Below are 14,933 nucleotides of genomic sequence, written 5' to 3'. Positions count from 1 at the left end.
GGTGGGTCGTTAGCGCTTGTCGTCGGTGAACCCGGCCTCCAGCTCGTCGATCTGCTGCTGGGCGAGATCGAGGAGCCCGAAGTCGGAGGGGGTGTGGCCGCCCGCCGCCGGGTCGGTGGTGTGCACGGCCAGGCCGGACAGCAGGTCCAGCCATGCCCGGCCGATACGCTCGGCCGCCGCCGCGTCCGCGTGCGCGGGCAGGCCGAGCGCGAGGGTCAGTTCCGGCTCGTCGTGGGTGCCCCGGAGGACCGTGCTCGCGGACCCGGCGGGCAGGCCGGGCCGGGGCGTGCCGTCGGCCGCGGCGCCGGCCGGCTGCCAGGGTCCGTCCGCCGGTCCGGTGCGGGACCGGTCCCGGTGGGTGTAGGAGATGCGCGGTTCCGGCAGGGCGTCCGGGACCGCACCGGCTCCGGGGCGGGCGCGCAGCTGTTCCTTGACGGCCTTCACCAACGTACCGGCCGCCGGGCCGCCCGCCCAAGCCCCGTCCAAATCGGTGCCGGACAGGTCCAGGCGTACGGGCCTGAGGGCGGTGAACCGGCCGACGGTGCGGGCCAGTTCACCGCTGTCCCGGCCGTCCTGCTCGACCGCCACCACGACGGACGCACCGCTCCCGTCGCGCGCGACGGCGCCCGCCAGGGCGGCGAGCAGCACTTCGTGGGGCTCGCAGTGGTAGAGGGGCAGGGTTCGGTGGAGGAGGGTGACGGCGGTGTCGCGGGGTACGGTCCACGACCGGTGCGCCATAGCGCCCAAGTCCGTTACGACCGCCGGGCTCTCGCCGGTCAGTTCTTCGGCCCACCGCCGGAAGGACGTGCCTACAGGCGCGAGTTCCGGTACGGCACCGGAGGCCACGGCCGCGCAGGCCGCCGCGAGGTCGCCGACGACGATCCGCCAGGATGCCTCGTCCACGGCCAAGTGGTGGGCCACGAGCGCCAGTCGACCGACGCGTTCGGGTCCGGCGTCCAGCCACACGGCCCGGAGCACGGGACCCGCGGCCGGGTCCAGCTGCTCCGCCGTCTCCCGTCCGGCGCGGTCCGCGACGGTGTCCAGGTCGTCGTCGGAGATGCCCGTGGCGTCGACGCGGGTGAGCACCGAGGCGGCGTCGACCGTGCCGCGTTCACCGGCCACCAGCACCGGTCCGGCGTCGTCGTCCGTCACCACGCGGGACCGCAGCATGTCGTGCGTGTCCAATACGGCGGCGAGCCCGGCGGTCAGCGTGCGCGCCTCCAGACCGGCCGGCACGGTCACGGTGATCCACTCGGCGAGGCCCCGGTCGAAGGCGTGCCCGCCCAGCGCCCGCATCGCGGGGGTGGCCGCGACCGGGCCCGTACCGACGTTCCCGGCCGCCCGTGCGCGGTCCGCCGCCCGGTCCGCCTCCACCGTCTCCGCCAGGCGCTCGGGCGTCGACTGCTCGAAGACCTGGCGCGGCGTCAGGTCCAGTCCGGCGCGGCGGGCCCGGGAGGCCAGCTGCATCGACATCACGGAGTCGCCGCCCACCTGGAAGAAGTCGTCGTCGATACCCACCCGTTCGAGGCCGAGCACCTCGGCGAACAGGGTGCACAGCGTCTCCTCCACCGGGGTGCGCGGGGCGCGCCCGGAGACCTGCCCGGCGAAGTCGGGCGCGGGCAGCGCCCGGCGGTCGACCTTGCCGTTCGGGGTGAGCGGCAGCCGGTCCAGCGGCACCAGGGCCGCGGGGACCATGTACTCGGGCAGCCGCTCGGCGACGTGTGCGCGCAGGGCGGCCAGCAGCGCGCCGGTGTCGCGGCCCGCGGCCGGCGCGTTGGTCCACGCCGTCAGCGGCGCCTCCGGATCGGCGGTGCCTCCGGCCGGTACGTAGGTGTCCACCGGCGCGGCCCCGTCGGCCAGTTCGGCGCGGACGAACGTGAGGTCCAGGTGCTCCGGCGTACCGGCGGACCAGGTGGCCCCCACCCAGTAGCCCAGGCTCTCCCCCAGCTCGTGGAACGCCTCGACGTCGGGCCCGTCGGGGGCCGTGACCGGCACCCCGGCCGGGTCCCCGCCGTCCTGGACGGCGCGGGCGAGCGCCGCCTCGTACGCGACCCGGGTGTTGGGCACGCCGGTGACGCGCAGCCGGTCGGGCCGCTCACCGTCCAGGTGCCGCCGCAGCGCGGCGAGGCCGCCGTCGCGGTCCGCCCATTCGTGCTCCGGCGCGCCGTCGAGGGTGAGCACGGCGGCTCCCCGCTTGTGCAGCGTCACGTCGTAGCGGTAACGGGTCAGCTCGTTGTGGTGCCGGCCGCGCTTGAGCCGGATGTCCACGCCCGCGGCGTCCGGCAGCCGGTCGCCCAGCGCCGTGAAGAACTCCGGGTCGACGAGGAGTTCCTTCTCCAGGACGACGCCGCGCTCCACGGCCCGCCGCAGGGCGGCCGGGTCGCCGTCGTCCCCGGCGCGGTGTACGTGCACGGCGGTGGTCAGGGCGCGCAGCAGCCGTACGTTGCGCACGTCGCCGACGAACAGCGCGCCGCCCGGGGCCAGCAGCCGTACGGCCAGCTCCACGACCTCCCGGAGGTAGTCCGCGTTGGGGAAGTACTGCGCGACCGAGTTCACAACGATCGTGTCGAAGTACCCGGCGGGCAGGCCGTCCGCCTCATGGGCGGCCTGGGTGCGCAGTTCGACCCGTCCGGCCAGCCCGGGGTCGCGGCCGACGTGCCGCCGCAGTTCCTCGATCGCCGGCGCGGAGAAGTCGGTGCCCCAGTAGGTCTCGCAGTCGGGCGCGAGCCGGGAGAGGAGGAGGCCGGTGCCGACACCGAGCTCCAGCACCCGGCGCGGGCGCAGCGCGCGGATGCGCTCGACGGTCCGGGACCGCCACTCGCGCATCTGCTCCAGCGGGATGGGCTGCCCGTCGTAGCTGCTGTTCCAGCCGGCGAAGTTCTCGCCCAGCACGTCGGACTCGGGGTGGGCGTGCAGGGTGTCGTACAGGTCCTGCCACTCGCCGACCTGCTCCTGTTCGAGCCGCTCGTCCCGGCCTTCGGTGGCCGTGTCCGCGACCACGTAGCCGACCAGGCGGCGGTCGCCGGGGCGGTCCTCGCGGGCCACCACGACGGCCTGGGCGACGGCCGGGTGGGTGGCGAGCGCGGCCTCCACCTCGCCCGGCTCGACCCGGTAGCCGCGCACCTTGACCTGGGCGTCGGCCCGGCCGACGAAGACCAGCTCGCCGTCGGCTGTCCAGCGCGCCACGTCCCCGGTGCGGTACATCGGCTCCCCGGGCACGAACGGGCAGGCCACGAAGCGTTCCGCGGTCAGCCCGGCGCGGCCCAGGTAGCCGCGGGCGAGGTTGACGCCGGTGACGTACAGCTCACCGGCCACGTCCGGCGGCACCGGCTGGAGGAAGGCGTCGAGCACATACGCACGGGAGTTGGCGACCGGCCGCCCGATCGGTACCGGGTCGGCGTCCGGTGCCAGCGGCGCGCTCATCGCCGCGCAGACCGTGGTCTCGGTCGGCCCGTACGCGTTGACCATCCGCCGTCCGGCGGCCCAGCGGGCGGGCAGGCCGGGCGGGCAGGCTTCGCCCGCCACGGTCAGTGTCTCCAGCGTCGCGGGCAGTTCCTCGGCCACCGCCAGCACGCTCGGCGGGACGGTGGCGTGGGTGATGTCCCAGCGGCGCAGCGCAGCGCCCAGCGACACGCGGGGCGGCAGGCCCTCCGGGCCCGGGACCACCGAGGCGGCGCCGGACAGCAGGGCCATGCACAGTTCGGAGACGGCCGCGTCGAAGCTCAGCGACGCCATCTGGAGGACCCGCGACCGCGGTGTCACCGCGAACCGTTCGATCTGGGCCTGCGCCAGGTTGCCCAGGCCCGCGTGCGACACGACGACGCCCTTGGGCCGCCCGGTGGAGCCGGAGGTGTAGGTGACGTAGGCGGCGTGGGCGGTGCGCAGGGGCGCGGTCCGTTCGGCGTCGGTCAGGGGGCCGCCCGGCAGTGCTGCCACTTCGGCCGCCACCGCCGTGTCGTCCAGGACCACCACGCGCCCGCCGAACCCGTCCGGGACGACGTGCCGGGTCGCGGTCGTGCACACCACCGCCGACGGCGCGGCGTCCGCGAGGACGTACGCCACGCGCTCCGCCGGATGGTCCGGGTCGACGGGTACGAACGCGCCGCCCGCCATGGAGACGGCCAGCACGGCGGTCACCATGGCCGCCGACCGTTGCACGGCCACCGCGACGCGCTCCTCGGGACCGACGCCGAGACCGGCCAGGTGGCGGGCCAACTGCCCTGCCTGGTGGGAGAGTTCGCCATAGGCCAAAGTGCCGGTGTCGGTCACCAGCGCCGCCGCGTCCCGGGACCGTGCGGCCTGGGCGGCGAACAGCTCCGGCAGCGGCGCGTCCGGGGCGGGCACCGCCGTGCGGTTCCAGCGGTCCTCGACCCGCTCCCGTTCGTCCTCGCCGAGCAGCCGGATGCGGCCGACCGGCGTGCCCGGGTCCGCCACCACCTGTTCCAGGGCGCGGACGAGCGCAGCCTGCATGCGTTCGGCGCGTTCGCGCGGGAAGACGTCGGGCCGGTAGATGAAGTCGCCCTGGGTGCGCTCGCCGGGTGCAACGATCCAGGTCAGCGGGTAGTGGCCGCGGTCCTCGGGGACCCCGGCCGGGCGTACGGCGAGGGAGTCCGGGTCGGCCGGCGGCTCGGGCGGCTGCGGGTAGTTCTCGTAGACGACGAGGGTGTCGAAGGTCGCGCCGGGTCCGGCGAGGTGCTGGATCTCCGGGAGCCCGATGTGTTGATGGGCGAGGAGCGCGGTGCGGCGCCGCTGGATGTCGGTGAGCAGCTCGGCGACCGGCTGCGCGCCGTCCAGGTGGACCCGTACCGGCAGGGTGTTGATGAACAGGCCGATCATCGACTCGACGCCGGGCAGCTCCGGCGGGCGGCCGGCGACGGTGGTGCCGAAGACCACGTCGGGGCGCCCGGTCAGCCGGGCGAGCAGCAGCGCCCACATGCCCTGGAGGACGGTGTTCGTGGTCAGCCCGAGGCCGCGGGTCAGCTCGGTCAGGCCCCGGGTGAGGTCGTCGGACAGCTCGAAGCGGATGCGTTCCGGTACGGCGGGGGCGCGGACCAGTTCGGCCGGGACCACGCTGGTCGGCTCGTCCACCCCGGCCAGTTCGGCGCGCCAGGCGTCCCGTGCGGCCGCCTTGTCCTGGCGGTCCAGCCAGGCCAGGTACTCGCGGTAGGAGGTGGCGGGCGGCAGCGTGCGGTCGTGGCCGCCCGCCGCGTACACCTGCGCCATCTCGTTGATCAGCACCGGCAGGGACCAGCCGTCCTTGACGATGTGGTGGCTGGTCAGCACGAGCACGTGCCGCCGCTCGCCGAGCCGGACCAGCAGCAGCCGCAGCAGCGGCGCCACCGACAGGTCGAGCCGGTGCTCGCGGTCGCCGTCGGCGAGTGCCTGGAGGGCGTCCGGTACGGCGTCCTCGGCCAGGCCGGACAGGTCCGCCTCGCGCCACGGCAGCGGCACGTCACGCGCGATGACCTGCACCGTCTCACCCGACGCACGCGGGTGGAAGCTCGCCCGCAGGGACGGGTGGCGCACCAGCAGCGTCTGCCAGGTGGCGCGCAGCCGGGCCACGTCGAGCGGTCCGGTCAGCTCCATCATCCGCTGGCCCTCGTAGATGTCCGGGCCGTCCTCGTCGAAGGCGGCGTGGAACAGCAGCCCTTCCTGGAGGGGCGACAGCGGCCAGATGTCCGTCAGGGACGGTACGGCGGCCTCCAGTTCCTCCACGGTGTCCTGGGTGAGGGCCAGGAGGGAGAAGTCGGAGGGGGTGTGGCCGCCCGCGCCGGGGCCTTCGGTGTGGGTGGCCAGGCCGTCGAGCATCGCCAGCCAGTCCTGGCCGAGCCGTTCCGCGGCGGTCTCGTCGAGGAGATCGCCGGGCCAGCTGAGGGTCAGGGTCAGCGCGGGCCCGTCGGGTCCGTCCTGGACGACCGCGCCCGCTTCCAGGGCGTGCCGGGCGGGCATGCCCGGGTCCACGGACCCGCCGAGCGCCGTTTCCCCGGCCATCTGCCACGGCGCCACCGCGTCCGTCTCCGCGCCCGCGGTGAAGCGGCCGAGATAGTTGAAGGCGATCTGCGGGGCCGGGAGGGCGGCCAGTGCCGGGCCGGTCTCGGGGTTGAGGTGGCGCAGCAGTTCGTACCCGAGGCCGTCACCCGGCACCGCGCGGGCCTGCTCCTTGACGCTCTTGAGCAGCGCCCCGGCGGCGGGGCCGCCCGCACGGGCCTGCGCCAGGTCGAGACCGGCCAGCCGCAGCCGCAGCGGGTGGGTGCTGGTGAACCAGCCGACCGTACGGGACAGATCCGCGTCCGCCAGCGGCTCGCGACCGTGCCCTTCGATGTCCAGCAGGACTGCACCGGTGTCCTGGCCGCGCTCGTCCTGCTGCCGGGTCACGGCGGCGGCCAGCGCGGCCAACAGCACGTCGTGGACGCCGCAGTGGAAGGCGGCCGGGGTCCGGGCGGCGAGGACGGCGGACGCGGAGCGCGGCACGGTCCAGGTGCGGCGGCGTACGGTTCCCGCGGTGTCCCGCGCCGGGTCGAGGGCCCGCTCGCCGATCAGCGGGGCGGGGCCGTCCAGCAGGGCGGTCCACTGCTCCAGTTCCGCGGTGCGCGCGGGGTCCGCCGCCTGGGCGGCCAGCAGGGCCGACCACTGCGGGAAGGACGTGCCGACCGGGTCGAGGTCCGGTTCCCGGTCCGCCGCCACCGCTTCGCAGGCGGCTTGCAGGTCGGGTACGAGGACGCGCCAGGAGACGCCGTCGACGACCAGGTGGTGGACGGCGAGGACCAGCCGGCCGGTCCGTCCGGGACCGGCGTCCAGCCACACCGCCTGTACGAGGACGCCGTCGGCGGGCGCCAGGCGTTCCACGGCGTCCCGCGCGGCCTGGTCGGCCAGCACGTCCAGGCCGTCGTCCGGTACGTCGGTGGCGTCGACGCGGCTGACCAGCGCGGCGGCGTCCACCGCGCCGCGCGCGGGCACATGCAGCGCCGGCTCCGGCCCGTCGTCCGTCACCCGGGCCCGCAGCATGGCGTGGGTGTCCAGTACGGCGGCCAGCCCGGCGGCGAGTACGTCCTCGCCCAGTCCGGCGGGCGCGCCCAGGACCGCCCACTGCGCGAACGCGGGCCGGGTCGCGGCCGGTACGCCCAGCGCCCGTACCACTGGAGTCCAGGCGACCTCGCCCGCCGTGTCGTCCGGCGCGTCCTGCGACGCTCCGTCGCCGCCCTCGGCCGTCTCGGCGACCTCGGCCAGCCGCTCGGGGGTCTTCTCCTCGAAGACCTGCCACGGCGTGACGACGATTCCGGCGCGCCGGGCGCGCGAGACCAGTTGCAGCGACATGATCGAGTCGCCGCCCAGCTCGAAGAAGCTGTCCTCGACGCCCACCTGGTCCACGCCCAGCACCTCGGCGAACAGGGCGCACAGCGTCTCTTCGGCCGCGTTGCGCGGTGCCCGCCCCCCTGCCCGCGCGGCGAAGTCGGGGGCGGGCAGCGCGGCCCGGTCCACCTTGCCGTTGGCGGTCACCGGGAGCGCGTCCAGCACCACCACGGCGGCCGGGACCAGGTAGTCCGGCAGCAGCCCGGCGACGTGGCCGCGGACCGCCTCGCCGTCCACGGCCGCCGCGTCCGGCACCACGTACCCGATCAGGCGGCGTTCGCCCGGCCGGTCCTCGCGGGCCACCACCACGGCCTGGGCGACCGCCGGGTGCCCGGTCAGCGCCGCTTCCACCTCGCCCGGCTCCACCCGGTAGCCGCGCACCTTGACCTGGGTGTCCGCCCGCCCGGCGAAGACGAGTTCACCGTCGTCGGTCCAGTGCGCCAGGTCGCCGGTGCGGTACATCCTCCCCCCGCCTTCGGCCGGGGGGACCCCCGTGCCGGGCGCGAAGGGGCAGGCGACGAAGCGTTCGGCCGTCGCCCCGGAGCGGTCGAGGTAGCCGCGCGCCAGGCCCGTCCCGGCGAGGTACAGCTCGCCGTCCACGCCGGGCGGTACGGGCTGGAGGAACGCGTCCAGGACGTACACCCGGCGGTTGGGCAGCGGGCGGCCGATGGGCAGCACGTCCGCCACGGCCTCGTCCGGCCGCAGCCGGTGCCAGGTGGCGCACAGCGTGGTCTCGGTCGGCCCGTACAGGTGCCGGACCGTCACGTCCGGGCAGGCGTCCCGTACGCGGGCGACGGACGCCGCCGGGACCACATCGCCGCCGGTCAGCACTTCGCGCAGCCCGGCGAAGCAGTCGGGGGCCTCCTCGGCGGTCACCCGGAACAGGCCCGCCGTGAGGTGGACGGCCGTCACCCCCGCCGCCACCGCCTCGCGGACGCGCCCGGCGTCGACCGTGCCGGGGGCGGCCACCACGACGCGCGCGCCGGTGGCCAGCGGCACCCAGATCTCGTACAGCGAGGCGTCGAAGACATGCGGCGCGTGCATCAGCACCGCGTCGTCCGGGCCGAGGGACCAGCCCCGCTCCCCGGCCAGCGCGGCCACGCTGCCGTGCGGCACGGCGACGCCCTTCGGGGTGCCCGTCGAGCCGGAGGTGTACATGACGTACGCCAAGTCGTCAGCGCCTACGGCCACTTGCGGCACGGCGCCCCCGGCCCCCACCTCGTCCAGGACCACCGTGCGCCCGGCCGCGTCCGCCGGTACCACCGGCCGCGTGGCCTCGGTGCACAGCACGGCCGCCGGACCGGAGTCCGCCAGCAGGAACGCGATCCGCTCCGCCGGGTAACCCGGGTCCACCGGCACATACGCGGCCCCGGCCTGCCACACGCCGAGCAGCGCAGCGATCAGATCGGCCGACCGCTCCATCACGACGGCGACGCGGTCGCCGCGCCCCACGCCCAGGCCGTGCAGATGCGCCGCGATACGGCGCGCCTCGGTGTCCAACCGTGCATATTCGACAGTTCGTCGCCCGTCCACCACGGCCACCGCGTCGCCCGCCCGCGCCACCTGCGCGGCGAACAGCTCCGGCACCGTCGCGCCGGCCGGCTGCCCGGCCGCCGTGGTGTTCCATTCCCCGACGACCCGGGCGTGTTCCGGCGCGCCCAGCACACCGATCCGGCCGGCCGGCGCCTCGGGATCCGCCACGATCTGCTCCAGGACGCGCACGACCCGCTCCCCCAGCCGCCGGGCCTCGCGCCGGTCGAACAGGTCGGGGCGGTACGTGACGTAGACGCGCAGCCGGTCGCCGGGGACGACGCCCACGGCCAGCGGGTAGTGGGTGCCCGCCACGATGTCGGACTGGCTGATCGTCACCTCGTCGCCGGACCGCACGGCGCCGGACAGGGTGGCGGTGGTGCGCGGGTAGTTCTCGAACATCAGCATCGTGTCGAAGACCGCGCCGGGCCCGGCCAGGCCCTGGACCTCGGAGAGCCCGAGGTGCTGGTGCGCCATCAGCGCGGACTGGCGCTCCTGGAGTCCGGCGAGCAGGCGCAGCACGGGCTGCGCGCCGTCGAGAGTGACCCGTACCGGCTGGGTGTTGATGAACAGGCCGACCATCGACTCGACATCGGGCAGCTCCGGCGGGCGGCCGGAGACGGTGCCGCCGAACACCACGTCGGTACGCCCGGCCAGGCGCGCCAGCACCATCGCCCAGGCGCCCTGCACCACGGTGTTGACGGTCAGGCCGTGGCGGCGGGCCAGTTCGGTGAGGGCCCGGGTGCCGTCCTCGGACAGTTCGGCGGAGCCCGTTTCGGGGGCTGCCGGTGCCCGGCCCTGGTCGGTGGTGCGGGCCACCAGCGTCGATTCCTCGGCGCCGGCGAGTTCCGCCCGCCAGGCGGCCCGCGCGGCGTCCCGGTCCTGGCGCTCCAGCCAGGCCAGGTAGTCGCGGTAGGAGGCGGTGCGCCTGAGCCCCGCGCCGTCGCCGCCCGCCGCGTAGGCCGCGCCGAGTTCGTCCAGGACGACCGGCATCGACCAGCCGTCCAGCAGGATGTGGTGGCTGGTCACCACCAGGCAGTGCCGGTCCGCGGCGAGGCGGACGAGCAGCAGCCGCAGCAGCGGGGCCGCCGCGAGGTCGAAGCGGTGGGCGCGCTCGTTCGCGGCCAGCTCGTCCAGCGCGGCCTGCCGCTCGTCCTGCGGCAGCGCCGATACGTCCGCCTCGGCCCACGGCAGGGTCACGTCCCGCGCGACGACCTGCACGGTGTCGCCGGATTCCCGCTGGTGGAAGCTGGCGCGCAGGGCGTCGTGCCGGGCCAGCAGCGCTTCCCAGGAGGCGCGCAGGCGGGCGGCGTCCAGCGGCCCGTTCAGATCCAGCAGCCGCTGGGTCTCGTAGACGTCCGGGCCCTCCTCTTCGAAGGCCGCGTGGAACAGCAGCCCTTCCTGGAGGGGCGACAGCGGCCAGATGTCCGTCAGCGACGGCACGGCGGCCTCCAGCGCCGTCACGCTGTCCTGGGTGAGGTCCAGCAGCGGGAAGTCGCCGGGGGTGTGCCCGCCCGCGCCGGGGGCGTCGGCGTGCGTGGCCAGGCCGCCGAGGAGGTCCAGCCAGGCGTCGCCGAGCCGGGCCACCGCGGTCTCGTCGAGGAGGGCGGCGGGCCAGCTCAGCGCGAGGTCCAGCACCGGCCCGTGCGGGGTGTCGCGGACGACCGCGCTCGCCTCCAGGGCGTGCCGGGCGGGCAGGTCGGGCGCGGCCGTACCGCCGACCGCGGCCGTACCGGCCGGCTGCCACGCGGCCACGGAGCCGCCGTCCGCCCCGCCGGTGAAGCGGCCGAGGTAGTTGAAGCCGAGCTGCGGGGCCGCAAGAGCGTCCAGCGCGGGGCCGGTCTCCGGGTTGAGGTGGCGCAGCAGCTCGTACCCGAGGCCGTCGCCGGGCACCGCGCGCGCCTGCTCCTTGACGGTCTTGAGCAGCGCGCCGGCCGCGGGCCCGCCGGTCAGCGCCTGCGGCAGGTCGATGCCGGTGAGGTCCAGGCGGACGGGGTGGACGCTGGTGAACCAGCCCACCGTGCGCGTCAGATCCGTACCGTCGAGCGGTTCGCGGCCGTGGCCCTCGATGTCCACCAGGAGCCCGGCGCCCGCCTCCGGACGCCAGTGCGCGACCGCGCCCGCCAGCGTGGCCAGCAGCACGTCGTGCGCGCCGCAGTGGAAGGCGGCCGGTGCCCGGTTCAGTACGGTGGCCGCCGCCGCGCCGGTGACCGTCCACGACCGGCGGCGCAGGGTCGCCGCGGTGTCGGTGGCCGGGTCGGGGGCGCGGGTGCCGAGCTGGGGCCCGGCGGTGTCGAGCAGGGCGGTCCAGTCCGCCAGTTCCGCCGTACGGGACGCGTCGGTCGCCTGGGTGACGAGGAGGTCCGCCCACCGGCGGAAGGACGTGCCGACCGGGTCCGGCTCGGGCGCCTGTCCCGCCGTCACGGCCTCGCAGGCGGCGCGCAGGTCGGGCGCGAGGATGCGCCAGGACACGCCGTCCACGACGAGGTGGTGGACGACGAGGGCGAGCCGTCCGGTCCGCTCCGGCCCGGCGTCCACCCACACGGCCCGGACCATCTCGCCCGCGGCCGGGTCCAGCCGTGCGGCGGCGTCGCTCGCCGCGCGCTCGGCGATGCCGTCCAGTTCGTCGTCCGGTGCTTCTGTGGCGTCGGTACGGGTGACGAGCGCGGCGGCGTCCACCGCGCCGCGGCCGGGCACGTCGAACACCGGCCCCGCCGCGCCGTCGCGCACCCGGGCGCGCAGCATGTCGTGGGTGTCCAGGACGGCGGCCAGACCGGCGGTCAGCGCGTCCGGCCCCAGTCCGGCCGGTGCGCCGAGGACCATCCACTGGGCGAACCCGGGGCGGGCCGCCCGCTCCCCCAGCGCCCGCATGACCGGCGTCCACGGCACCTCGCCGATGCCCACGTCGGACGCCGCACGCGCGGCCGCGTCGGTACGGGTCGCGACGGCCGCCAGCCGCTCCACGGTCCGGTGGTCGAAGACCTGACGCGGCGTCAGCACCAGTCCGGCGCGACGGGCCCGCGACACCAGCTGCATCGAGCCGATCGAGTCACCGCCCAGCGCGAAGAACCCGTCGTCGATGCCCACCCGGTCGAGCCCGAGCACCTCGGCGAACAGGCCGCACAGCGTCTCCTCGGCCTCGGTGCGCGGCGCCCGCCCGGAGACCCGCCCCGCGAAGTCGGGGGCGGGCAGCGCCGCGCGGTCCACCTTGCCGTTGACCGTCACCGGCAGCTCGGGCAGGACCAGGACGGCCGCGGGCACCATGTAGTCCGGCAGCACCTTGGCGACGTGCTCGCGGATCTGCTCCGCGTCCGCCTCCTGCCCGTCCGGTACGACATAGCCGACCAGCCGCCGTTCACCGGGGCCGTCCGCGCGCGCCACCACCACGGCCTGCCCGACCGCCGGGTGGGCGGCCAGCGCGGCTTCCACCTCGCCCAGCTCCACGCGGAAGCCGCGCACCTTGACCTGCTCGTCGGCCCGCCCGACGAAGACCAGTTCCCCGTCGCGCGTCCAGCGCACCAGGTCGCCGGTCCGGTACATCCTCCCCCGGCCTTCGGCCCCCATGCCGGGCGCGAACGGGCACGCCACGAAGCGCTCGGCGCTGAGCCCGGCGCGCTGCCAGTAGCCCTGCGCCAGCCCGGTTCCGGCGACGTACAGTTCGCCGGTCACGCCCGGCGGCACGGGCTGGAGGAACGCGTCCAGTACGTACACCTGCCGGTTGCCCAGCGGGCGGCCGACCGGCAGCTCGGGGCCCGCCGCGTCGCCGGGGCGCAGCAGGTGCCAGGTGGCGCACAGCGTCACCTCGGTGGGCCCGTACAGATGCCGTACGGCCAGGCCGGGGCACGCCTCCCGGACGCGCGCGACGGACGCCGCCGGAACCACGTCACCGCCGGTCAGCACCTCCCGCAGCCCCGCGAAGCACTCCGGCGCCTCCTCCGCCACCACCCGGAACAGCCCGGCCGTGACGTGCACCGCCGACACCCCGGCGGCCACGGCCTCGCGTATCCGCTGCGCGTCCACCGCGCCCGGCCGCGCCACCTCGACCCGGCCGCCGGCGACCAGCGGAACCCAGATCTCGAAGAGCGACACGTCGAAGGCGTGCGGCGCGTGCAGGAGCACCGCGTCGTCCGGCCCGGCGGCCCAGCCGCGATCGCCGGTCAGCGCGGCGACGCTGCCGTGCGGCACGGCCACGCCCTTCGGGGTGCCGGTGGAGCCGGAGGTGTACATCACGTACGCCAAGTCACCTGCCGCCACGGGCACTTGCAGCGTCGAGTCCGGCAGCTCCACCGCGTCCAGCACCACCAGCGGCACGGCCGTGTCCACCGGAACCGCCGACCGTGTCGCCTCGCCGCACACCACGGCGGACGGCCGCGAGTCGTCCAGCATGAACGCGATCCGCTCCGCCGGATATCCGGCGTCCACCGGTACGTACGCGGCCCCGGCCTGCCAGACGCCGAGCAGCGCCACCACCAGATCGGCGGACCGCTCCAGCACCACCGCGACCCGATCGCCACGGCCCACACCCAAGCCGTGCAGATACGCGGTCAGGCGGCCCGCCTCGGCATCCAACTGCGCGTATGTAAGCCGCCGTTGGCCGTCCGATACCGCCACGGCGTCCGGCGCCGACGCCACCCGCCGCGCGATCAGCTCCGGCACCGACGGTCCCGCGACCTCCGTGGCCGTCACGTTCCAGCCCTCCACGACCCGGTGCCGCTCGTCCCCGCCCAGCACGCCGATCCGGCCCACCGGCGCCGACGGGTCGGCCACCATCTGCTCCAGCACCCGTACCAGCCGGCCGAAGACGGCCTCGGCGGTGGGGCGGTCGAAGAGGTCCGGGCGATAGTCGAGCTTGCAGAGCATCCGGTCGCCCGGCACGACGACCAGGGTGAAGGGGTAGTGGGAGGTCTCCCGGCCTTCGAGGAAGCGCAGGGTGAAGGCGTCGGGACCGGTCGTTCCGACGGGCGCCGCCGGGTAGTTCTCGAACACCACGAGCGTGTCGAAGACCGCGCCGGGCCCGGCCAGCTTCTGGATCTCGCCCAGGCCCAGGTGCTGGTGGGACATGAGGGCGGTCTGCCGCTCCTGGATGCCGGCGAGGAGGCGGTGCAGCGGCTGCGCGCCGTCCAGCGGTACGCGGACCGGCAGCGTGTTGATGAACAGGCCCACCATCGACTCGACGCCGGGCAGTTCGTCGGGGCGCCCGGCCACGGTCGCGCCGAACACCACGTCGTCACGCCCGGCCAGCCGCGCCAGGACCAGCGCCCAGGCGCCCTGCACGACGGTGTTCACCGTCAGGCCGCGGGCGCGGGCCAGCCCGACCAGGCCGCGTGTCAGGTCCTCGGGGATCTCGCTGATCAGGCTCTCGGGGACGACGGGCAGCCGGGCCGGGTCGGCCGGTGCGACGAGGGTCGGCTCGTCGTTGCCGGCCAGCTCCGCCCGCCACGCCTGCCGGGCGGCGTCCTTGTCCTGCCGGTTCAGCCAGGCCAGGTAGTCGCGGTAGCGGGCCGCGCGGGGCAGCCCGCGGGCGTCGCCGCCCGCCGCGTACACCGTGGTCAGCTCGCCCAGCAGCACCGGCATCGACCAGCCGTCCATCAGGACGTGGTGGGAGGTGATGACCAGCCGGTGCCGCTCACCGCCCAGGCGGATCAGCAGCAGGCGCAGCAGCGGCGGCACCGCCGGGTCGAACCGCTCGGCCCGCTCCTCGGCTGCCAGCCGCTCCGCCTCGGCGAGGGCTTCGGCCCCGCCGAGGCCGGACACATCGGCCTCCCGCCACGGCAGTGTCACCTCGCGCGCGACCACCTGCACCGCGTCGCCCGACTTGCGGCGCCGGAAGCCCGCCCGCAGCACCGGGTGCCGGGCCACCAGCGCCTGCCAGGAGGCACGCAGCAGATCGGCGTCCAGCGGTCCGTCCAGTGCCAGCGTCCGCTGCCCCTGGTAGACGTCCGGGCCCTCCTCGTCGAAGGAGGCGTGGAACAGCAGCCCTTCCTGCAGCGGCGAGAGCGGCCACACGTCCTCGACAAGAGATCGGGTCATCGCTTACTCCTCAACACGACGTG

General features: G+C 75.8%; 1 protein-coding gene. It reads right to left on the bottom strand.

Annotated features, from left to right (window positions below):
* Positions 1-9: 9 nt before the first annotated feature.
* Entirely contained in the window at positions 10-14,910 is a 14,901-nt protein-coding gene (locus tag ADK86_RS04320; protein ID WP_078951791.1) for a non-ribosomal peptide synthetase, read from the bottom strand.
* Positions 14,911-14,933: the final 23 nt, after the last annotated feature.

The organism is Streptomyces sp. NRRL F-5755 (genome assembly GCF_001279365.1).
In the GTDB taxonomy this organism is placed as follows: domain Bacteria; phylum Actinomycetota; class Actinomycetes; order Streptomycetales; family Streptomycetaceae; genus Streptomyces; species Streptomyces rimosus.
The sequence above is the reverse complement of the archived record's forward strand: the minus strand, read 5'-3'. Positions and strand labels throughout refer to the sequence as shown.

Bases quoted from the DNA above. Each gene is read 5' to 3' on its own strand.
- ADK86_RS04320 (WP_078951791.1), bottom strand. From the start codon at position 14,910: ATGACCCGATCTCTTGTCGAGGACGTGTGGCCGCTCTCGCCGCTGCAG.